This window comes from Bradyrhizobium sp. Ses1 (assembly GCF_059512365.1).
On sequence record NZ_JCAMOQ010000050.1, the window covers coordinates 49,296 to 71,086 of the forward strand.

Sequence of the window (21,791 nt, forward strand, 5' to 3'; positions counted from 1 at the left end):
GATGGCGCAATCGGCACTCACCATCGACGGCTTGAGCGTGGATTTCGAAGGCTTCAAGGCCGTCAACGGCGTGACCATGACCGTCGATGACGGCGAGTTGCGCGTGCTGCTGGGCGCCAACGGCGCCGGTAAGACCACGCTGATGGATTTGATCTCCGGCAAGACCAAGTCGACCGATGGCCGCGTCTATCTGCACGATACCGACATCACCAACTGGGAAGAGCACAAGATCGCGCGCGCCGGCATCGGGCGCAAATTCCAGATCCCGAGTGTGTTCAAGGAACTCACAGTTCGTCGCAATCTCGAAGTGGCGAGCTGTAAGAAGCCCGGCGTGTTCGCCAATCTGCGCTTCGGCTTCGGCACTGATGCGGAGCGCAATGTCGATGAGGTGCTGGAGCTGATCGGCCTCACCGAGGAGCAGGACCGCATCGCCGCCTATCTCAGCCATGGCGAGACCCAGTGGCTCGAGCTCGGCCTTCTGATCACGCAGAATCCGAAGATCATCCTCCTGGACGAGCCGACCGCGGGCATGACGCAGGCCGAGACGCACAAGACCTCAGAGATCGTCAACAACCTCAAGGGCCGTCACACCATCATCGTCGTCGAGCACGACATGGCCTTCGTCCGCGAGATCGCCGAGCGTATCACGGTGCTGCATCTCGGCCAGGTGCTGGCCGAGGGAGACGTCGAGCAGATCGAGAACAATCCGAAGGTGCGCGAAGCCTATCTGGGATCGAAGGGGATTTCGTGATGCTCGCCTTCGCCCATGTCGACAGCTTCTATGACCGCAGCCATATCCTGCACGATGTCTGCCTCGACGTACCCGACGGCGAGGTGACCGCCGTGATGGGCCGCAATGGTACCGGCAAGACCACGCTGCTGAAGACGCTGATGGGCCTCACCGACCGGATGGGCGGCGAAATCAGCCTCCATGGCGATGATCTCGGCGCCAAGCCGACCTTCCAGCGCGCGCGGGCGGGCATCGCCTATGTCCCGCAGGGCCGCGAGATCATCCCGGACTTCTCGATCCGCGAGAACATCCTGATGGGCTCGTTTGCCCGCAGCGACGGCAAGCGGGAGATTCCGCCGCTGGTGGCGGAATTGTTCCCGTATCTCATGAGCAATCTCGACCGCAATGGCGGCGTGCTGTCCGGCGGCCAGCAGCAACAGCTCGCGATCGCGCGGGCGCTCGCCGCCGATCCGAAGATCATCCTGTTGGACGAGCCCAACGAAGGCATCCAGCCATCGATCGTCGAGGAGATCGAGAACGTCATCATCCGCCTTAACCGGGACGTCGGACTCACCGTCATCCTGGTCGAGCAAAACGTATCGTTCGTCCGCCGCGCCGCGCATTGCTTCGCCATGATGGAGAAGGGGCGCGTGGTGGCATCGGGCAAGATAGGCGAACTCAGCGACGCGCTGGTTCACCGCCACATGGCGGTGTGAACGGAGCGTCGCGGTGGCAGGCAACGGTGCGTGAGGACCAGAACCAGTGACCAGAAAACCGCAAGGAGAGCTATATGTTGCACGGTGATATTACTTCCAGCAACGACACGGTGGGCGTCGCCGTCGTGAACTACAAGATGCCGCGGCTTCACACCAAGGCGGAGGTGCTCGCCAACGCTCGCAAGATCGCCGACATGATCGTCGGCATGAAGACCGGTCTGCCTGGCATGGATCTGGTGATCTTCCCGGAATATTCCACCCATGGCATCATGTACGACTCCAAGGAGATGTACGAGACGGCGTCTGTCGTGCCGGGCGAGGAGACAGAGATCTTTGCCGAAGCCTGTCGCAAGGCGAAGGTCTGGGGCGTGTTCTCGCTCACCGGCGAGCGGCACGAGGAGCATCCGAAGAAGGCGCCCTACAACACGCTGATCCTGATGAACGACAAGGGCGAGATCGTACAGAAATATCGCAAGATCATGCCCTGGGTGCCGATCGAAGGCTGGTATCCCGGCAACTGCACCTACGTCTCCGAGGGGCCGAAGGGCCTGAAGGTTTCACTCATCATCTGCGATGATGGCAATTATCCCGAGATCTGGCGCGACTGTGCGATGAAGGGCGCCGAGCTGATCGTGCGCTGCCAAGGCTACATGTATCCGGCCAAGGACCAGCAGGTCATCATGGCCAAGGCGATGGCCTGGGCCAACAATGTCTATGTCGCGGTTGCGAACGCCGCCGGCTTCGACGGCGTCTACTCATATTTCGGCCATTCAGCGATCATCGGCTTCGACGGCCGCACGCTCGGCGAATGCGGCGAGGAGGATTACGGCGTGCAATACGCCCAGCTCTCGAAGTCGCTGATCCGCGACGCGCGCAAGAACGGCCAGTCGCAGAACCACCTCTTCAAGCTGGTCCACCGTGGCTACACCGGCATGATCAATTCCGGCGATGGCGATCGCGGCGTCGCGACCTGCCCCTACGACTTTTATTCGAAGTGGATCGCCGACCCAGAAGGAACGCGCGAGATGGTCGAATCTTTCACCCGCTCGACTGTCGGAACCGAGGAATGCCCGATCGAGGGAATCCCGGCCAAGAAGGTCGCGCATCGCTGAACAGGCCTATAATGCGGCGCCGGCCGGAGAGTCGGCCGGCGCACGCGAAACCATGAAGCAAGAGAGGATGCGCCGTCATGACTCTCGATTACGAAATCTACGACCTTGGCGACGTCAGGCTGCAACGCGGCGCCACCCTGCGTGGCTGCAAGCTGGCCTACAAGACCTTCGGCACGCTGAACGCGGCGAAGGATAACGTCGTCGTCTATCCGACCTGGTATTCCGGCCAGCACTACGACAATGAATGGCTGATCGGCGAGGGCCGCGCGCTCGACCCGAACAAATACTTCATCATCATCCCGAACATGCTCGGCAACGGGCTGTCGTCTTCGCCGAGCAACACGCCCGAGCCGTATAACGGCCCGCGCTTTCCCCATGTGACGGCCTACGACAATGTGCGCGTCCAGCACCGCCTGGTGACCGAGAAATTCGGCATCACACACATTCGCCTTGTGACCGGCTGGTCGATGGGCGCGCTGCAGACCTTCCACTGGGGCGCGCTCTATCCGGACATGATGGACCTGATCGCGCCATTCTGCGGTTCGGCCAAGTGCTCGCGGCATAATTTCGTCTTCCTCGAAGGCGTGAAGGCGGCGCTGACGGCGGATGCGGCCTGGAAAGAAGGCTGGTACACCGAGAAGCCGGCCCGCGGCTTGCGCGCCGCCGCGCGCGTCTATGCCGGCTGGGGATTCTCGCAGGCGTTCTATCGCGAGAAGCTTGATCTCGATACGTTGGGCTACTCCTCGCTGGAGGACTTCCTGGTCGCGTTCTGGGAAGGTTTCTTCCTGCCCAAGGACCCGAACAATCTCCTGACCATGCTTTGGACCTGGCAGAACGGCGATATCAGCGACAACGAGATCTATAAGGGCGATTTCAAGGCGGCGCTCGGCGCGATCAAGGCCAGGGCCTACGTCATGCCCGGTCAGACCGACCTCTATTTTCCACCCGAAGACAGCAGGTTCGAAGTCGAGCATATGCCGAACGCCGAATTCGTTCCGGTGCCCTCGATCTGGGGCCATTTCGCCGGCGGCCCCGGCACCAACCCGGTTGACGTCGACTTCATCGACGTCAAGCTGAAGGAACTGCTCGCCAAATGACGGCCGGAGCATGATGACATCAGGTCAAACTCTATCCGAGGCTGCACCCCTCTCCCGCAAGCGGGAGAGGTGAAGATGTGGGAAGGAGACTGCGATGCTGCGCATCGACCGTGTGCTCGGTAGCCGACTGGAGCCGGAATTGTCCGAGGAGCTGCATCGGCTCGAGCACCGCGGCGCGGTCGATATTGTAAACGTGCCTGTTGCCGACCTGGCGCGGCGGCGGCTTTTGATCACCACCCGTGGCGGCGTCGAACTGGCGATCGCGCTGCCGCGCCACCAGAAACTGTTCGACGGCGCAGTACTCGTGCTGGAGAGCGACAGCGCGATCGTCGTGCGCGCGGCGACCGAACGCTGGCTGAAGCTCGAACCGCGCTCGATCGCGGATGCGATCGAACTGGGCTATCACGTCGGAAACCTGCACTGGCGTGTCCGCTTTGGCGGCGAAGTTCTGTTCGTGGCGCTGGAGGGACGGCCCGAGGATTACATCGCAAGGCTGGAGGACATGGTCGCCTCGCGCCGCGTCGGCATCAGCGTGCTCGACGAGGAAGAGGACGTGCCAGATCACGCGGCGGCCGAGGACGATCATGATGGACATCACGTCCACCAGCACGACCAGAGCCACTAAGCGATGCTGTCGACCTTGCGCGCGCTATGGCAGGCAGACGGGGCGTTTCCCAGCGGCTCCTTCGCCTTCTCCTATGGGATCGAGGGCCTCATCGCGCTGCGCGATGGCCTAGACGCGTGCGAGTTGAAGCGGTTGGTGTCGGCGGCGCTGAAACATCGCTGGGCCAGCTATGACCGGGTCGCGTTGCTGCGCGCTTTCCGCTGCAACGGCGATCTCGCCGTCATCGCTGCTGTCGATCGCGACGTGGACGCCTCGACGCTGGTCGAGAGCCTGCGCGCGGGTTCGCGCCGCAATGGCGCGTCGTTTCTGGCCTCACATGCGCGGATCGGCAACGATCTAGCGGCGATCCTGCGCGACGCAGTGCGGTCGGGCGAATGCCTGGGCCATATCGCGGTGATGCAGGGCGCGGTCTGGTCCTCGGTGGGGCTCGACGAAAACCTGGTGCAGCTGACCTCGGGTTACACGGTCGCGTCGGGCCTGATCACTGCTGCGATCCGGTTAGGGGCGGTCGGGGCGCTGCAAGGGCAGGAGGTGCTCGCCGATTGCCTGCCGCTGATCGAGCAGATCACGATGAGCCAGACATTGCCCGATGCGGAGCTCGAAAGCTTTGCGCCCTTCCTCGACGTTGCCGCGGCTCGCCATGCGCAGGCCGACCTGCGACTGTTTGCCAATTGAAAGCGAGAAGGCATGCTGCTGACACCCACGGAACTCGAACGGTTGACCATCTTCAATGCCGCCGAGTTGGCGCGCCGCCGGCGTACCAGGGGATTGAAGCTGAATTATCCCGAAGCGGTCGCGATCATCACCGACGAGATTTTGGAAGGCGGGCGTGACGGCCGTTCGGTCGCAGACCTCATCGGCCATGGCTCCACGATCCTCTCCACGGATGACGTGCTGCCCGGCATTGCCGCGATGATGCATGTTATCCAGGTCGAATGCGTGTTTGCAGATGGCACCAAGCTCGTCACCGTGCATGAGCCGATCCGCCCGCCGCCGGGCGCTGCCGCCGACACCGAGCATCCCGGCGCCATCACCGCGCGTGACGGTCAGCTCGAACTCAATCCCGGGCGGCGCAAGATGAAGTTGACTGCGGTCAACACCGGCGACCGTCCGATCCAGATCGGGTCGCATTTCCATTTCTTCGAGGTCAACAAGGCGCTCGAATTCGACCGCGCCGCGGCCTTCAATATGCGGCTCGACATTCCCGCCGGCACGGCGGTGCGTTTCGAACCCGGCGCCTCCAAGGAGGTGTCGCTGGTCGAGTTCGGCGGGCGGCGCGAACTGACCGGGCTCAACAATCTCACCGACGGTGTCGGCAGCGATCCGGCCGTGCGCAGCGCCGCGCTGACGCGAGCACGCGCGCGCGATTTCAGGGGAGCATAACCTGTGGCGATGATCGACCGGCGCGACTACGCAGCGCTTTATGGGCCGACAACCGGCGATTCCGTTCGCCTCGGCGACACTTCGCTCTTCGCCGTGGTCGAGAAGGATTATGCCGTCTATGGCGATGAATGCCTGCACGGCGGCGGCAAGACCTTGCGCGACGGCATCGGCATGGCCGGCATCACCTCGGCCGAAGGCGCGCTCGATTTCCTGCTCTGCAATGTCGTGGTAATCGATCCCGTGCTCGGCATCGTCAAGGGCGATCTTGGCATCAGGAATGGCCGCATCGTCGGCATCGGCAAGGCAGGCAACCCCGCGATCATGGACGGCGTCGATCCGCAGCTGATCGTCTCGACCGGCACCACCGTGCGCGATTGCGAGGGCCTGATCGCAACGCCCGGCGCGATCGACGTCCACGTTCATTTCGACAGCGCCGGCCTTGTCGAGCATGCGCTCGCCAGCGGCATTACCACCATGATCGGCGGCTCGCTCGGGCCGATCACGGTCGGCATCGATTCCGGCGGCCCCTTCAATACCGGCAAGATGCTGCAGGCCGCCGAAGCCTGGCCGATGAATTTCGGCTTCCTCGGCCGCGGCAACTCCCATCGCGCGCCGCCGATGGTCGAGCAGCTCGAGACCGGCGTGATGGGATTGAAGCTGCACGAGGACTGGGGCTCGATGCCGGCCGCGATCGACACCTGCCTTCGCGTCGCCGACGACTACGATTTCCAGGTCCAGATCCATACCGATACGCTGAACGAATCCGGCTTTGTCGAGAACACGCTGGAGGCGATCGGCGGCCGCACCATTCACATGTACCACACCGAAGGCGCAGGCGGCGGCCACGCGCCCGATATCATCCGCGTCGCCGGCGAGATGCACTGCCTGCCGTCGTCGACCAACCCCACCAATCCGTTCACGGTCAACACCTTCGACGAACATCTCGACATGACCATGGTCTGCCACCACCTCAATCCGGCGATCCCGGAGGATGTGGCGTTCGCGGAAAGTCGCATTCGTGCGCAGACTATTGCGGCCGAGGACGTGCTGCACGACATCGGCGCGATCTCGATGCTCGGCTCCGACAGCCAGGGCATGGGCCGCATCCACGAGGTGATCTGCCGCACCTGGCAGCTCGCCTCGAAGATGAAGGATCAGCGCGGCGCGCTGCCGGAAGATCGCGAAGGTTTTGGCGACAATGCGCGCATCCGCCGTTATGTGGCGAAGTACACCATCAACGCCGCGCGGACCTTTGGCATTGCCGACCATGTCGGCTCGCTGGAAGACGGAAAGCTTGCAGACATCGTGGTCTGGCGGCCGGCGTTCTTCGGCATCAAGCCGGAGCTGGTCATCAAGGGCGGCTTCATCGCCTGGGGCGCGATGGGCGACAGCGCGGCCTCGCTGATGACCTGCGAGCCGATGCTGATGCGCCCGCAATGGGGCGCGTTCGGCCGCGCGCCGGCGGCGCTGTCGGCCTGCTTCGTGCATCCGCTCGCCGTGGAGCACGATCTCGCCGGTGCCCTCGGCCTGTCGAAGACATTGCTGCCCGTGAAGGGAACGCGAAAGCTCTCCAAGGGCGACATGCTCTGGAACGATCTTTGTCCGAAGATCACCGTCGACCCTGAAACCTTTGACGTCTTCGTCGACGGTGCGCTTGCGACCTGCGAACCGGCGCGCGAATTGCCGCTGGCGCGGCGTTATATGCTGAGGTGATGCGATGCTCGACAAGCTGCATCCCATTGAGCGCGCCGCAACCCATGCCAGTCCCGCCGCGGCACGCGTCGGCATCGGCGGTCCCGTCGGCTGCGGCAAGACCGCGTTGATCGAGGCGTTGATTCCGGTCTTGCAGCGTCGGGGTATCGATTTCGCTGTAGTGACCAACGATCTCGTAACCAAGGAGGATGCCGAGCGGCTGCGTCGTTCGGGCCTGATCGACCCGGCGCGTGTCTCCGCGGTCGAGGCGGGCGCCTGCCCGCATACGGTGATCCGCGAGGACCCGACGCTCAACATCGCCGCCGGAGACGATCTCGAAACGCGCTTTCCCGGGCTCGAACTGATCCTGTTCGAATCCGGCGGCGACAATCTCGCCTCGACCTTCTCGCTCGACCTGGTCGACTGGTGGATGTTCGTGATCGACGTCGCGGGCGGCGACGACATTCCGCGCAAGAAGGGGCCGGGCCTGCTCCGCTGCGACCTCCTTGTCGTCAACAAGATCGATCTCGCGCCGCATGTCGGCGTCGCGCTCGAGCCGATGCTTGCCGAGGCTGTCAGCGTGAGGGGAGGCCGGCCGGTGCTTGCGACGAACGCGCGCTCCGGTGCCGGCATCGAGGCGGTTGCCGATGCGATCTCTGCCGCTGTCCTGTTCCGCGTTTGACTCCGGCCGGCGCGCCGAAGCGCATCTCGCCGCGGACGTTGCCGGCGGCCGAACCGTGCTGCGGCGCCAGCATGTCGGCTACCCATTTCACGTCACCCGCGGCTTTTATCTCGACGTCACGCGAGCCGACTTGCTGACGCTTTATTTGCAGTCGGCCGCCGGCGGCCTGTATGCCTGCGACCGTCTCAAGCTCGATGTGGCCATCGCCGCGAATGCCGCATTTCACCTGACGACGCAGGCTTCCACGGTCGTGCACCACGGTCGCCAGTCCGGCGCGCTGCAGCAGCAATCCATCACGGTCGGTCCGGGTGCGTTCTGCGCGATCGCGAGCGATCCCTATGTGCTGTTTCCCGGTGCCGATCTTTGTCTCGACACGATGGCGACTGTGGCTGAGGGTGCGGTGCTGTTCCTGGCCGACGGATTCGCCATGCACGACCCGCGTCAGGCGGGACGGCCGTTCGCATCGTTTTCGAGCCGGCAGCGCATCCTGCGTCCCGACGGCAATGTCCTGCTGTTCGATCGTGGATCGATCCGCGGTGACGAGATGCGCGACGGCGCGCTCGGTGATATGGCGGCCGTCGCGACCGTCGTTCTGATCGCCCCGCCGGAAAAAGTGCCAGATCTCGGATCGTTCAGCAAAATCGTCGATAGCTGCGGCTGTCTATCGGGTGCGTCGCCCGCGCCGAACCAGGCCGGGCTCGTGATGCGGATATTGGCGCCTGACGGCGGCACGCTCGCGCGCGGGCTCGAAGCGGCATTTCATGTCGCCGGACGCGCGGCGCTTGGTTCCGATCTCGCACGTCGTCGCAAGTAAGCTCAGCGGCGTGCCAGACGGAAGTAGAGTTCAGACAGTCGCCCCGGCAAATCCTCGATCCGGTGCACCATCATGGTGTTGCCGCGGCCGAAGATCCGTGATGCCGCCTGGATGCCGGCCTTGCCGAGCACCACGCCGTAAGCATCGGTGCCGGCGTTTTTCAGGCCACGCGCAGCACGCCTCGCATCCTCGACCAGATCGAGCGGATCGGATACGTCGATGTCGGACGGCTCGCCGTCGGTCAGCACGATCAAGAGCTTGCGGCCGGAGTTGGCCTTCGCGATCACCTTCCCCGCATGGCGTAGCGCGGTGCCAAGCCGCGTCGACAGCCCCGATCTCAGCCCGGCGAGCCGCGCGATGCAGCTCCGGTCGCACGGCTCCTCGAAGGACTTTATCATGGTCATCCTGACATCTTCGCGTCCGTCTGACGCGAATGCCAGAAGACCGAAGGGATCGCCGAGCCTTCCCATCGCTTCCGCCAGAACCGCGACCGCCAAGCGCTCGACTTCGAGAATGGTCGCGCCGGTGGCGAGCCGGTCGCGGGTCGACTCGGAGACATCGATCAAGAGCAGCGCCGCGAGATCGCGATGCATCGATGTCGACGATCGGAACACGCGCGGATCCGGCTCCTGCCCGATCCGCAACGCAATGCCGGCATCGAGCGCGGCATCGATGTCGATGTCGTGGCCATCATGCTGCCGGTTGAGACGGATGGTCCGGCCGATCCGCACGCCACGCACCAATCGTCCGATCCGGCTACGCAGCGCGTCGGCATGGTCGAGCGCCGCCTCGATCAGGCGCGGATCGCCGGCGCGCGCGGCCACCTCGCGCACCGTCGTCCATTCGGGGCGCTCGATGCCATCCGCGCGGTCCCATTCCGGATATTTCGCGATGACAGTGCCACGCTCGTCCGGTGCTACCGGCCGGCCACGTCCAAGCGCTTCACCTTGCTCGTCCGGCTCGCTGCTGTTGCCATCAGGCGCTTCCTGCCGCTCCATCCGCATCGCATCGACCGGCAGCTCCATCATTTCGCCCGAGGGGGGAGCATTCTCGCCAAAGTCCCATAGCCCCAATCCGTCATCGCGATAGGCGGGCTCCACGACGTAGGTCTTGACGTTGAACTGTACTCGCATCTGGCCGAGGTCGTTGCCCAGCAGCATGCCGATTTCCCGGCTGATGGCGGGGTCGTCGATGCGAGGCAAGGCCGCTTGAAACATCGTGCGACCCTTCGCGACAAAGCTGTCGTGATCAACATAGGCGGGATCGAACAGTGCGCGCGCCAGCCGCGCCATCAAGGTCGGAGCCGCGATGACGCCGGACGGCGTGGCCACATGGTAAGGCGCCCACAGCCGCCGCAGACCCGGTAGCCGTCGCAGCGCCAGCGTCTCGATACGGGCGTCCTCGATCAGGTTGACGAGCGCTATCTGCAGCGGCTTCAGCTTGCCGACCGGAAACAGCCCGTTGCCCAGCACGAGATGCGCCCGTGCATGCGCCGCCGCGGCCCGGAACAGCGCCCGCGCAGCATCGCCCTGTACGCCGCGAAAGGTTTCGGGCAGGCGGATCAGCGGCCCGGCAATCGAGGTGCGCCGCTGCGGCGCCTGGCTGTTGTCGGCGGCAAAGCTGCGCAGCAGAGGCGGCTTGCCCCAGAGCGCAGTTATGAACGCCTTCAGCTCGATCTCGGCTTCGAGGAACGTCACGCTGCCGAGATCGCGCGCGATCATGCGACGCGCGAGATCGTCCTCGAGGCGGAAAAACGCCAGCCGTCGTACCCTGTTGCCGGAAGCGAATTTCAATCCGGCCGCGACGAAATTCTCGAAGGCGTCGATCGTGCCGGGGCCGAGAATTGCGGCGATGTTGTCGGCGGCCGGCGCAACCGATTCCGGCGCCTGCCGCGCCAGCAGTTCCATCGTCCGCCACCACCTCGCGAGGGCCGGACCGCTGCCGAACACACGCGTGGCAACCGGCAGCGCCTGCAGCGCAGCGGTCGCAGCCCGCGCGCCGGCGTTTCGGCAGATATCGGCGGCCATCTGGCCTGCCACCAAGAGTGGTGCGATCTCCTGCCTGTCCGCAGCGCCGCCGCTCTTGCTTGCCTCCCAATAGGCGATCAGGCAGGCCGGGCCGGCATTGACATGCGCGAGCGTCAGCACGGCGCCGGCCCAGGCTTCAAGTTCGTTCACATCGAAACGATGCGAGAGATCGTCCCAGGCGACCAGGAACATCGGCCGCAGCGTCTCGCGCTGGAGCATCAAACGATGGATCCGGCGCGTCGCGCTGTCCTCCTCGTCAGGAGGCACCAGATGCAGCGTTGCCTGTTTGGCTGCGTTCACGGCAAACAGGCCTGGATCGCGTCACTGAGCGCTGCGCGGATGTCGGGATTGTCTGTGATCGGCAGCACGATGGAGGATTGCACGGCAACGTCCAGCGGCAAGCCTGCGCGCACCATCCGCCCGGCGTGGATCAGCATGCGAGTCGAGGCGCCTTCGTCGAGGCCGTGGCCCTGCAGATTGCGCGAGCGCTGTGCTATCGCGACCAGGATGCCGGCAAGCTCGTCATCGGTGCCGCTCTCGCGGACGATGATGGCAGCCTCGGTGGCCGGCGGCGGATAGAAGAAATCGATCGCGACGAAGCGCTGCTTGGTCGATTCCTTTAGGTCCTTGACTGCACTCTGGTAGCCCGGATTGTAGGAGATCGTGAGCTGGAAGTCGCCATGGGCGGGCACGAGCTCGTTGTGCTTCTCCAGCGGCAGGATGCGGCGCGCATCGGTCAGCGGATGGATCACGACGGTGGTGTCCTGCCGCGCCTCGACGATCTCGTCGAGATAGCAGATCGCGCCGTGGCGCACCGCGAGCGTTAGCGGCCCGTCGTGCCAAACGGTTCCCTGCGGCTCGAGCAGGTAGCGTCCGGCCAGGTCGGCGGCGGTCATGTCCTCATGCGCCGCGACCGTGATCAGTGGCTTGCCGAGCCGCCAGGCCATGTGCTCGACGAAGCGGGTCTTGCCGCAACCGGTTGGCCCCTTCAGCATCACCGGCAGGCGCTCGGCATAGGCCGTCTGAAAAGTCACGATCTCATGGCCGAGCGGCTGGTAGTAGGGTTCGTCGGCGATCCGGTAGGCGTCGAGATTCATGAAACATCCTCCGCGCGTGACGAAGGAGTGATGCCGCAAGGCCGAGCGCCATCGTCCCTTCGTGAATGGGATTGGCAGCCATTGCCCCGGAACACGCTGCAGCATCGAAGCGTGCGAACAGGCGAATATCACCTCGATTTAATTACAGCCTGAAAGGCCGGACAAGACAAGCGGATTTAGGTATATCGGCCTGTCTGTACCGAAAACCTAAGCTCGGGTGTAGTGGTGGTGAAGTCCGCCAAGGATGGCGTGTGATTTAATGCTTCCGGTCCGCTGAACCGGGCGGGCAACCGGCGCGTCTTTGTCCAACGACCGGTGCGGTCGGATGTCGTTGTAATAGCGTGCGTAGGATCGCAAAATCCGTCGTAGATGCGTCTCCCCAAAGACGAGGATGTGATCTAAGCACTCGCGGCGGATCGATCCGATCAACCGTTCGGCAACTCCATTCTGCCACGGCGAGGCCGGTGCAGTAGGCCTGTCGCGGATGCCCATGGCGCGCATTCGGCGCGTGACGACGCTGCCATAGATCCGGTCGTGATCCCGGATGAGGTAGCGCGGAGCCTCGTCCCAGGGAAATGCCTCCGTGATTTGACGTGCAACCCATTCGGCCGTCGGATGTGCTGTGACGTTGATCCAAACGAGGGCTCTGCGATCGAGCCGGACGATGACGAGAGCATAGAGCAGCTCGAAACCGATCGTTGAACGACGAACAAGTCCATGGCGGCAATGTCCGGCGCGTGGCTGCGCAAGAACGTCCGCCATCCCTGGCTGGGCGGCCCGCGTTGCCTGACCATGTACTTAGCGATGCTCGACTGCGCGACCTAAAACCCGAGCTTCAGCAGTTCGCCGTGGATGCGCGGCGCGCCCCAAAGCGGATTTCGATGCTGATCCGCCGGATCAACACGCGCAGCTCGGTGTCGATCTGCGGTCGGCCGCCCGAAGATCGTGACTTCCAACGCCAGTAGCAGCGAAAACCAGTCCTGTGCCAACGCACGAGGCTCTCGGGGCGGACGATGGTGAGGACAAACGACATTGGGAAACCAACGATACAGCTGGACAAAGAACCAGCGATCATGGTTCGTGAGCCGGACGCGACCCTGCAGCCTCCGCCGCAAGACCGTCAACTGATGTCGAAGCGCCGCGTTCTCAGCTTCCAGCTGCAACCTCGACCTGAACGGCGAGGTCACGACGGCCCGCACGAAACAGAGAAGCCCGATCATCCCGCCAACTTAGCCGAATCCGTCACATCATCAACTCGGACAAGGTTTTCGGTACACACAAGTATGAGCCGCTGGCTAAAGAATTGATCGCGGCGGTCGGCCTCAATTGGCTTCGAGAAGTATCTGCCGGACCAGTTATCGGGCGGTATGCGGCAGCGAGTCGGCATTGCGCGGGCTCTGTTGATGCGGCCCGAAGTGCTGTTGATGGACGAACCATTCGGGGCGCTCGACGCCCAGACGCGGCTCCAGATGCAGCAGTTGCTGTTGGACGTCTGGGAGAAATATCGCAAGACCGTCCTCTTCATCACGCATGACATCGACGAGGCTGTTTTCCTCGCTGACGTCGTTTATGTAATGTCCGCCCGTCCCGGCCGGATCGTCAGGGAGCTCCGAGTTTGCCTGCCGCGATCACGTACGACCGCTCTCGTGACCAGCGAGACGTTCAACCAGCTCCGGGTGAAGATTTTCGAAAGCATCGCCGCGAACCGATCTGCGTGACCGCCGCAATTGAATTGCCGTCCGCGCAGAACTTGGGCTCGATGTCCAGCGATAAGACCGCAACTCGGACCGGCGCGCATCGGATGAACAGATGGGAAAGGTGGCGTCTAAACACCGCGCGGACGCTCGATGTCAGCTTCGCCGCGGATAGATGATAATCGAGAGATACGTCATCGGCGCCTTGACGAGCTCTTCCGGCCCATGACGGGCGGCCGCGTCAAAGAAAAGCGCGTCGCCGGGCTCGAGCAGATAGCTACGATCGGCGTGTCGATAGCGCACTTTGCCGGTGAGCATGTAGATGAACTCCACACCGGCATGCCGGAAATCGGTGTAGGGAACGGCGTCACCCTTGAGCGTAATCAAATAGGGTTCGACGACGATATCGCCGCCGACGCTGTGCCCGAGCAGGTCATAGAGGTGCCCGGCCTTGGTGCCGCGCCGCTCGATCCGGACGCCCGTGCCCGCCTTCACGAAGGAGCAATCACGTTGCTCGGTGCTTTCGCGGAATAGACGGCCGATCGGTACATTCAAGGCCTTCGCCAGCGCTGATAGGGTCGCCAGAGAGGGCGAGATGGACCCGTTCTCGATCTTGGACATCATGCCGGCTGAAATACCAGCCGCCGCACCGAGCTCCATGACCGTGAGATCCAGCTCCTTCCTCAGTCGACGGACTTCGGCTCCAATTTCGGATTCAAGAGTGGGGGTTACTTCCTTCGGAGCTAGCGAACCGGTCAGGAGCTCCGTTTCTTGCCGCGGCGCGTCGGCTGTCGAACGCTTGCTGGCGCCTTTCGCCACGATGAAACCTCGCTGAGTTTGCGCCTTCGGCCTTGCAGCGCGAGCGCGGCGGCCGCGCCGACCGGATGAAGCAACAATGTCCTCTATACTGCGCCCCCGCAATCACGGCTAGCTGCCCGCAGCTTTCGCGACGATTTCCCACAGCGATCGCCGGCTGCGGCCGATTCCCAATGTGCGGAGCCCGTGCCGGGAGGTGATCCCTCCGCGCTGCCACAAAACTGTCCTGTTGCCTGGATTCTCGCCAGGGGCGGCCGTCCAAAAAGGGCGTTGCACCCACGTCCCGATCAGGACCCGCCGGGCTTCAATCGTATTTCCTTTGGAGAAATAATAGTTCCAATTTCGAAAAAGACTGGCACGAGACTTGTATGAACATTTGTTGCCTGTGAAGAAACTTGCCTCCGGCAAGCAGTGGAAGCGCCAATGAAGTTCATCATCGCTGTCCTTCGACCCATCAGATCGAAACTTGCCGGCAATTCGGCTCGCCGCATCGCGCGGTGCGATGACCAGCCGCGGTTTCAGCGCATCAAGAATATCGATTCAAGGCTTCGATCTGCCTCGGCGAAGCCTCGACTGATCAAGTCCAAAACGCGGCAATCCGAAATCCTAGGCTCTTAGGGAGATATTGTACCAATGCAGAAGATGCGTGACACAGCCCTCGCTGCTGTTGTGTTCCTGATGGCCGGCCTCGGCGAGGTGCTGGCACAATCCGCAACGCCTGCGCCGGCGGCGCCGGCTCCGGTCCTGAATTCCGGCGACTCGGCCTGGATGCTGACCTCGTCGTTGCTGGTGCTGATGATGCTGGTGCCTGGCCTTGCGCTGTTCTATGGCGGCATGGTGCGCAAGAAGAATGTGCTTGCCGTCTTGATGCAGTGCTTCTTCGCGGCCGGCATTCTGTCGGTGATCTGGATCGTGATCGGCTATACCCTGGCCTTCACCGAAGGCAATCCATTCTTCGGCGGCATGAGCAAGTTCATGCTGCAGGGGATCGCGCCCGACACGCTGGCGCCGGCGGCACAGACCATTCCCGAATTCGTGTTCGTGATGTTCCAGCTCACCTTTGCCATCATCACCCCCGTCATCATCCTGGGTGGCCCTGCGGACCGGATGAAGTTCTCGGCGGCGATGCTGTTCCTGTCGCTCTGGCTGGTGCTGGTCTATGCCCCGATCGCGCATATGGTCTGGGGGCCGGGTGGTTTCCTCGCCGATGCCGGCGTGCTTGATTTTGCGGGCGGCACGGTGGTGCATATCAATTCCGGCATCGCCGGCCTGATTGCCGCCCTGATGATCGGCAAGCGCCAGGATTTCGGCACCGACGCCGTCGTCCCGCACAATGTGCTCCTGACCATGATCGGCGGCGCCCTGCTGTGGGTCGGCTGGTTCGGCTTCAACGCTGGCTCCGCACTCTCTGCAGGGGGCTCGGCGGGGATCGCGATGATCAACACCCATGGCGCGACTGCGGCGGCGATCGTCGCCTGGAGCCTAGTGGAAGCGATCATGCGCGGCAAGCCAAGCCTGCTCGGCGCGGTCTCGGGTGCGATCGCGGGCCTCGTCGCCATCACGCCGGCCTGCGGCTTCGTCAGCGTCGGCGGCGCCTTGATCATCGGCTTTGCCGCCGGCGTCGCATGCTACTGGGGCGTGTCGGGTCTAAAGAACACCTTTGGCTATGACGATGCGCTCGACGTCTGGGGCGTCCATGGCGTCGGCGGCATCCTGGGTGCCATTCTGACCGGCGTGTTCGCGGTCGCCGCGATCGGCGGCACCGGGAAGGCCGGCCTAGTCGACGGCAACCCGGGTCAGGTCCTGCTCCAGTTCGAAGGCGTCGGCATGACCCTAGTCTGGTCCGGCGCGATCAGCTTCGTTCTTCTCAAGCTGATCGATCTCACGATCGGTCTGCGTGTCAGCAAGGAAAACGAGGAGATCGGCCTGGATCTCGCGCTGCATGGCGAGGCGATTCACGGCTGAGATTTCGAGCTTTCGAGATTGTCGCGGCAGCACGATCGTATCGTGCCGCCGCGACACTGTTTCGGGAGCTAGGTGAGCCGATTTCCAAATTCCGGACATCGATATTCTTGACGAGAAATAAATATTCTTTAGAGTAATTCTTCGGGGCGCATGGGCGCAAACCCCCGTTGCGGAGGATGTCATGTGTGGAATCGTAGGGCTGTTTCTGAAGCAGCCGAAGCTTGAGCCGGAGCTCGGGGCGATGTTGTCGGACATGCTGGCCGTGATGAGCGATCGAGGTCCCGACAGCGCGGGCTTCGCGGTCTATGGCGATGGCCAAACGGGATGTGTGAAGCTGACGGTGAGTGGCGCGAGCGAAACCGCGCTGCGCGGATCGCTTACGGAGCTTGGGCGCGCTCTCGGAGAAAATCTGGTTTCGACTTTTCGGGACACGCACGCGGTCATTTTGCTCCCTGCGAGCAAGGAACGGCAGGCGCGCGGCTGGATCGCTGCACATGGCGACATCAGCTTTGTCGGGGCTGGGACGCGAATGGAGCTCTACAAGGAGGTCGGTCTACCGGAGCGAGTCGCGCAGCGGTTTGGGTTGGCCCGGATGGCAGGCAGCCACGGCATCGGCCACACCCGCATGGCGACGGAATCTGCAGTGACCACGCGCGGCGCTCATCCGTTCTCGACCGGCCTCGACCAGTGCCTCGTTCACAACGGTTCGCTCTCGAATCACAATGGTGTGCGTCGTGTCCTGCGTCGCGAAGGTATGACATTCGAGACCGAAAATGACACCGAGGTCGCAGCAGGTTATCTCAGCTGGAAGATCCGGGAGGGCGCCTCGCTCAAGGAAGCGTTGACGCAAAGTCTCGTTGATCTCGATGGCTTCTACACTTTCGTTGTGGGTACGGAGAGCGGATTTGCCGTGTTGCGCGATCCGATTTCCTGCAAGCCGGCGGTGATGGCCGAGACCAACGACTATGTGGCGTTTGGCTCGGAGTATCGCGCGCTCGCGATGTTGCCAGGCGTCGACAAAGCCAATCTCTTTGAGCCGAAGCCTGCAACCGTCTACGCGTGGGAGCGCGCCTGATGTCAACTTTTGATCTCGCTAAGGCGCCGCTGCGCGAACTCAACGCGGCCCTTCATTCGCTGCCGCCTTCCACCAACGAAACCCATTGGGTCGTGACCAATCCGGGTGGAAAGCATGCGATCGCCTGCGGCGTCGATGCGCCGATCACGATCGATATCGAGGGGCACGTCGGCTACTATTGCGGCGGCATGAACAAGGAAGCGACGATCGTCGTCTCGGGAAATGCGGGCGTCGGTGTTGCCGAGAACATGATGTCGGGCGAGGTTCGTGTCAAAGGAGACGCGAGCCAGGCTGCCGGAGCGACCGGCCGCGGCGGCTTGCTCGTGGTCGACGGCAACGCGTCCGCGCGCTGCGGAATCTCGATGAAGGGCATCGACATCGTCGTCAAAGGCTCGATTGGGCCGATGAGTGCCTTCATGGCGCAGGCCGGCAATCTCGTCGTGCTCGGAGATGCGGGCGATGCGCTCGGCGACTCCATCTATGAAGCCCGCCTGTTCGTGCGCGGCAGCGTAGCAAGCCTCGGAGCCGACTGTATCGAGAAAGAGATGTCGGCGGAAGATAAGTCGATTCTCAAGTCACTGTTGAAACGTGCGGACCTGAACGATTCGATCAGCCCCGATGACTTCAAGATGTTCGGCTCCGCTCGCCGCCTTTATCACTTCCACATCGACAACGTCGACGCCTACTGAGCAGGATTTCTGATGACCGCCCCGCCGCCCCATCGTACACCGCCTCGGTTTTCTGCTACCTTTAGCCCGCAGGCGATCGCTGAAATTCAGCGCGCCGCCGCGACCGGCATCTACGATATCCGCGGCGGCGGCGCCAAGCGTGCGCTGCCGCATTTCGATGATCTTCTGTTCCTAGGTGCCTCAATCTCGCGGTATCCGCTCGAAGGATATCGCGAAAAATGCGGAACCGAGGTTGCGCTGGGCACGCGCTTCGCCAAGAAGCCGATCAAGCTCAAGATACCCGTCACCATTGCGGGAATGAGCTTTGGCGCACTGTCAGCGCCGGCCAAGGAAGCGCTGGGACGCGGCGCCTCCGCGGGTTGGAACGTCGACCACCACCGGCGACGGCGGGATGACCGCCGAAGAGCGCGGTCATTCTTCCATCCTGGTCTATCAGTATCTGCCGTCGCGTTATGGCATGAACCCGGACGATCTGAGACGGGCTGATGCGATCGAGATCGTGATCGGGCAGGGTGCAAAGCCCGGCGGTGGCGGCATGCTGCTGGGCCAGAAGATTTCACCACGGGTGGCCAAGATGCGCACCCTCCCGGAAGGGATCGATCAACGCTCAGCCTGCCGGCATCCGGACTGGACCGGGCCTGACGATCTTGAGATCAAGATCGAGGAGTTGCGGGAGCTGACCGATTGGGAAAAGCCGATCTACGTCAAGGTTGGCGCCAGCCGTCCCTATTACGACACCGCGCTTGCTGCCAAATCAGGTGCCGACGTGATCGTGCTCGACGGTATGCAAGGCGGCACAGCCGCAACCCAGGAGGTCTTCATCGAGAATGTAGGCCTGCCGATCCTGGCGGCCATTCGACCCGCGGTGCAGGCGTTGCAGGATCTGGGCTTGCACCGCAAGCTGCAGCTGATCGTCTCCGGCGGCATCCGCACGGGCGCCGACGTTGCGAAGGCGCTGGCGCTCGGCGCGGATGCGGTGGCAATTGGCACCGCGGCGTTGATTGCCCTTGGCGACAATGATCCGCAGCTGCAGGCGGAGTACGAAAAGCTGGGCACCGTTGCCGGGGCCTATGACGACTGGCAGGACGGATTGGATCCTGCCGGCATCACCACGCAAGATCCAGTGCTGGCGGCACGACTTGACCCGGTCAAGGCCGGCCGGCGCTTGGCAAATTATCTCTCGGTGCTGACGCTCGAGGCGCAGACGATCGCGCGCGCCTGCGGAAAGAGCCATCTGCACAATTTCGAACCGGAAGACCTCGTCGCCTTGTCGATCGAGGCTGCGGCGATGGCGGGCGTGCCGCTCGCCGGTACCAACTGGATTCCGGGAATAACGAAATAGCGAACACGCAGCGCGCGAATCCAACTGACTGCAAGTTTCGATGCCGGGGTTGACGCATCAAAGAGGTAACTATGGCCAATAGTCTTCATGCCACCGCGCAAGAGAGGGGCATCAAGTATTTTCTGATCTCGTACACCGACCTGTTTGGCGTGCAACGCGCCAAGCTTGTGCCAGCTGCAGCGATCGACGGCATGCTCAAGAGCGGGGCGGGCTTTGCAGGCTTCGCGACATGGTTCGACATGACGCCGGCCGACCCCGACATGTTTGCGATGCCGGATCCGGAAAGCCTGATCCAGTTGCCATGGAAGCCTGAAGTCGGCTGGCTTGCCGCAGATCCTTGGATGAACGGCAAGCCGGTTGCGCAAGCGCCGCGCAATCTCTTGAAGCGGTTGGTCGCCGATGCCGCCGCCAAGGGCCTTGAGCTGAAATCTGGCGTCGAATGCGAGTTCTTCCTGATTTCGCGCGACGGGACCGGGATTTCCGATGATGCCGATCACCAGCCAAAACCCTGCTACGATCAGCAGGCATTGATGCGACGATACGACATCATTGCTGAAATCTGCGATTGCATGCTGTCGCTTGGCTGGAAACCCTACCAGAACGATCACGAGGACGCGAACGGCCAGTTCGAGATGAATTGGGATTTCGACTCGGCCTTGAAGACCGCGGACCGCCATGCATTCTTCAAATACATGGTGCGTTCGATCGCGGAGAAACACGGATTGCGCGCAACCTTCATGCCGAAGCCGTTCGTCGACCTGACCGGCAACGGCTGCCACGCCCACGTCTCGGTGTGGCGCGATGGCCGCAATCTGTTCGAGGACGAAGCTGGCGAACTCGGCGTGTCAAAGCTCGGCTATCAGTTCCTGGGCGGCATCATGCACTCGGCCGATGCGCTGGCGGCTCTGCTCAATCCGACGGTCAACTCCTACAAGCGCATCAATGCGCCACGCACGACGTCTGGAGCGACCTGGGCGCCGAACTCGGTAACCTATACGGGAAACAACCGCACCCATCTCATCCGTATTCCCGAGGGCGGCCGCTTTGAGGTCCGCCTCGCCGACGGCGCGGTAAATCCTTATCTACTGCAGGCAGGATTGCTCGCCGCAGGGCTTGACGGGATCGACAACCAGCGCGATCCCGGCAGTCGTCTCGACATTAACATGTATACGGACGGTCATTCCGTCGAGGCCGGCAAGAAATTGCCGCTGAACCTGCTCGACGCGATCCGAGCACTGCGGTCGTCATCGGTGCTGTCGGATAAGTTGGGCGAGTTCGTACCGTGCTACGTCAAGCTCAAGACCGACGAATGGAATTCGTATGCACGCCATTTGACGGCATGGGAGCGCGAAACCACACTGGACTGCTGAGGGGCGTCAGCTAAGCCGGAAATCACAGGTTCACTGTGCCTTCCGGCGACGGATGGGGTTAGGTAGATTGGTGTTCCGGATCTCCGGCCGACCGGTCCGCGTAGTGTTCGATAGGCTTAGCTCTTGCCCGATCGTTCGACGGCGGACTGCAGCGTGTTTCGCAGCAGGCATGCGATCGTCATCGGACCGACGCCGCCGGGAACAGGAGTGATGGCGCTGGCAACGTCCCGGGCCTCTCCGAAGGCAACGTCGCCGACCAGCCGGCCTCTGGCCCCGCCTTCTGCCGGCAAACGGTTGATGCCGACGTCAATGACGATCGCGCCGGACTTGATCCAGCTGCCGCGGACCATCTCCGGTCGGCCGACCGCGGCGACCAGGATATCGGCCTGACGACAAAGTCCCGGCAAATCAACTGCGCGAATGCGTCATCGTCACTGTGCAATCAGCCTGCAGGAGAAGCTGGGCGATCGGCTTTCCGACGATGTTCGAGCGCCCGACCACCACTGCGTGCTGGCCCGCCAGTCCCCTATGAACCGAACGGAGCAGTAGCATGCAACCGAGCGGGGTGCAGGGGACGAGACTGGTAAGCCCGCGCATCAGGCGTCCGGCATTCTCAGGATGGAAGCCATCGACATCCTTCGCCGGATCGACCGACCGGATGATGGTGTCGGTGTCGATGTGCGACGGTAGCGGGAGCTGAACCAGAATGCCATCGACCTCGTCGTCGGCGTTCAGCCGCCGGATCAGGGAGAGCAGCGCCTCCTGCGAGGTCTCGGCTGCTAGAGCGCGATGAAGTTAGGTTCGTGCATATCCTGAGTTTGCCAAGTAGCTTGCGCATTCTTTGGGCGTGAAGAGCTGCAGAACC

General features: G+C 63.0%; 20 protein-coding genes and 2 pseudogenes. 16 read left to right on the forward strand and 6 right to left on the reverse strand.

Translation table 11 applies throughout. The annotated features are described in order from the left end of the window. Window position 1: 1 nt before the first annotated feature. The 10 genes from urtD (at window position 2) to AC5ZG5_RS36720 (ending at window position 8,851) form a co-directional block, all read left to right on the forward strand. Window positions 2–751 carry an urea ABC transporter ATP-binding protein UrtD gene (urtD, locus tag AC5ZG5_RS36675; RefSeq protein WP_456645591.1) on the forward strand — a complete coding sequence of 250 codons (750 nt, stop codon included), beginning with the start codon at window positions 2–4 and terminating at the stop codon, window positions 749–751. Then, complete coding sequence (urtE, locus tag AC5ZG5_RS36680; protein WP_456645590.1) at window positions 751–1,446, forward strand: urea ABC transporter ATP-binding subunit UrtE; 696 nt, start codon at window positions 751–753, stop codon at window positions 1,444–1,446. The genes urtD and urtE overlap by 1 nt, the downstream gene beginning before the upstream one ends. A 74-nt stretch (window positions 1,447–1,520) precedes the next feature. Next, window positions 1,521–2,558: an aliphatic amidase gene (locus tag AC5ZG5_RS36685; protein ID WP_456645589.1), complete on the forward strand. Its 1,038-nt coding sequence runs from the start codon at window positions 1,521–1,523 to the stop codon at window positions 2,556–2,558. 77 nt (window positions 2,559–2,635) lie between these two features. Continuing rightward, a complete protein-coding gene (locus tag AC5ZG5_RS36690) occupies window positions 2,636–3,655 on the forward strand; it encodes an alpha/beta fold hydrolase (protein WP_456645588.1) in 1,020 nt (339 codons plus the stop codon). A gap of 94 nt (window positions 3,656–3,749) precedes the next feature. Further along, a complete protein-coding gene (ureE, locus tag AC5ZG5_RS36695) occupies window positions 3,750–4,280 on the forward strand; it encodes an urease accessory protein UreE (protein WP_456645587.1) in 531 nt (176 codons plus the stop codon). A gap of 3 nt (window positions 4,281–4,283) precedes the next feature. Then, complete coding sequence (locus AC5ZG5_RS36700) at window positions 4,284–4,955, forward strand: urease accessory protein UreF (protein ID WP_456645586.1); 672 nt, start codon at window positions 4,284–4,286, stop codon at window positions 4,953–4,955. A gap of 12 nt (window positions 4,956–4,967) precedes the next feature. After that, the gene (locus AC5ZG5_RS36705) at window positions 4,968–5,663 is read left to right on the forward strand and encodes an urease subunit gamma (RefSeq protein ID WP_456645585.1); all 696 of its coding nucleotides are present in this window, start codon (window positions 4,968–4,970) and stop codon (window positions 5,661–5,663) included. 3 nt (window positions 5,664–5,666) lie between these two features. Then, a complete protein-coding gene (ureC, locus tag AC5ZG5_RS36710; protein ID WP_456645584.1) occupies window positions 5,667–7,376 on the forward strand; it encodes an urease subunit alpha in 1,710 nt (569 codons plus the stop codon). A 4-nt stretch (window positions 7,377–7,380) separates the two neighbouring features. Continuing rightward, entirely contained in the window at window positions 7,381–8,037 is a 657-nt protein-coding gene (gene ureG, locus AC5ZG5_RS36715; protein WP_456645583.1) for an urease accessory protein UreG, read from the forward strand. Further along, window positions 8,003–8,851, forward strand: coding sequence for an urease accessory protein UreD (locus tag AC5ZG5_RS36720; RefSeq protein WP_456645582.1), 849 nt, complete (start codon window positions 8,003–8,005; stop codon window positions 8,849–8,851). The genes ureG and AC5ZG5_RS36720 overlap by 35 nt, the downstream gene beginning before the upstream one ends. A gap of 2 nt (window positions 8,852–8,853) precedes the next feature. On the opposite strand, the gene AC5ZG5_RS36725 is transcribed toward AC5ZG5_RS36720, so the two are convergent. The 4 genes from AC5ZG5_RS36725 to AC5ZG5_RS36740 form a co-directional block, all read right to left on the reverse strand. Beyond that, window positions 8,854–11,178: a nitric oxide reductase activation protein NorD gene (locus tag AC5ZG5_RS36725; protein WP_456645581.1), complete on the reverse strand. Its 2,325-nt coding sequence runs from the start codon at window positions 11,176–11,178 to the stop codon at window positions 8,854–8,856. Further along, window positions 11,175–11,975 carry a CbbQ/NirQ/NorQ/GpvN family protein gene (locus tag AC5ZG5_RS36730; protein WP_456645580.1) on the reverse strand — a complete coding sequence of 267 codons (801 nt, stop codon included), beginning with the start codon at window positions 11,973–11,975 and terminating at the stop codon, window positions 11,175–11,177. Before AC5ZG5_RS36730 ends, AC5ZG5_RS36725 begins: the two co-directional genes overlap by 4 nt. 207 nt (window positions 11,976–12,182) lie before the next feature. After that, entirely contained in the window at window positions 12,183–12,737 is a 555-nt protein-coding gene (locus AC5ZG5_RS36735; RefSeq protein WP_456645579.1) for an integrase core domain-containing protein, read from the reverse strand. 59 nt (window positions 12,738–12,796) lie between these two features. Continuing rightward, window positions 12,797–13,195, reverse strand: a complete 399-nt coding sequence (locus AC5ZG5_RS36740) for a hypothetical protein (RefSeq protein ID WP_456645578.1) — start codon at window positions 13,193–13,195, stop codon at window positions 12,797–12,799. A 204-nt stretch (window positions 13,196–13,399) separates the two neighbouring features. On the opposite strand from AC5ZG5_RS36740, the gene AC5ZG5_RS36745 reads away from it, so the two are divergent. Further along, window positions 13,400–13,693 (forward strand): hypothetical protein, encoded by a 294-nt coding sequence (locus tag AC5ZG5_RS36745; RefSeq protein ID WP_456645643.1) that lies wholly within the window; start codon window positions 13,400–13,402, stop codon window positions 13,691–13,693. 132 nt (window positions 13,694–13,825) lie between these two features. Here the strand turns inward: AC5ZG5_RS36745 and AC5ZG5_RS36750 are convergent, their stop codons facing one another. Next, window positions 13,826–14,488 (reverse strand): helix-turn-helix domain-containing protein, encoded by a 663-nt coding sequence (locus AC5ZG5_RS36750; RefSeq protein WP_456645577.1) that lies wholly within the window; start codon window positions 14,486–14,488, stop codon window positions 13,826–13,828. 630 nt (window positions 14,489–15,118) lie between these two features. Here AC5ZG5_RS36750 and AC5ZG5_RS36755 point away from each other — a divergent pair. The 5 genes and pseudogenes from AC5ZG5_RS36755 (at window position 15,119) to glnT (ending at window position 20,926) form a co-directional block, all read left to right on the forward strand. Next, window positions 15,119–16,450 carry an ammonium transporter gene (locus tag AC5ZG5_RS36755; protein WP_456645576.1) on the forward strand — a complete coding sequence of 444 codons (1,332 nt, stop codon included), beginning with the start codon at window positions 15,119–15,121 and terminating at the stop codon, window positions 16,448–16,450. Between the two features lie 181 nt (window positions 16,451–16,631). Continuing rightward, the gene (locus tag AC5ZG5_RS36760) at window positions 16,632–17,525 is read left to right on the forward strand and encodes a class II glutamine amidotransferase (RefSeq protein WP_456645575.1); all 894 of its coding nucleotides are present in this window, start codon (window positions 16,632–16,634) and stop codon (window positions 17,523–17,525) included. After that, window positions 17,525–18,214, forward strand: coding sequence for a GltB/FmdC/FwdC-like GXGXG domain-containing protein (locus tag AC5ZG5_RS36765; protein ID WP_456645574.1), 690 nt, complete (start codon window positions 17,525–17,527; stop codon window positions 18,212–18,214). The genes AC5ZG5_RS36760 and AC5ZG5_RS36765 overlap by 1 nt, the downstream gene beginning before the upstream one ends. 12 nt (window positions 18,215–18,226) lie before the next feature. Next, a pseudogene (locus tag AC5ZG5_RS36770) lies at window positions 18,227–19,556 on the forward strand (FMN-binding glutamate synthase family protein). A gap of 71 nt (window positions 19,557–19,627) precedes the next feature. Beyond that, window positions 19,628–20,926: a type III glutamate--ammonia ligase gene (gene glnT / locus AC5ZG5_RS36775; protein ID WP_456645572.1), complete on the forward strand. Its 1,299-nt coding sequence runs from the start codon at window positions 19,628–19,630 to the stop codon at window positions 20,924–20,926. A 116-nt stretch (window positions 20,927–21,042) separates the two neighbouring features. Here the strand turns inward: glnT and AC5ZG5_RS36780 are convergent. Next, window positions 21,043–21,709 (reverse strand): annotated as a pseudogene (locus AC5ZG5_RS36780) (bifunctional 5,10-methylenetetrahydrofolate dehydrogenase/5,10-methenyltetrahydrofolate cyclohydrolase); the annotation flags it as partial. Between the last annotated feature and the right edge of the window lie 82 nt (window positions 21,710–21,791).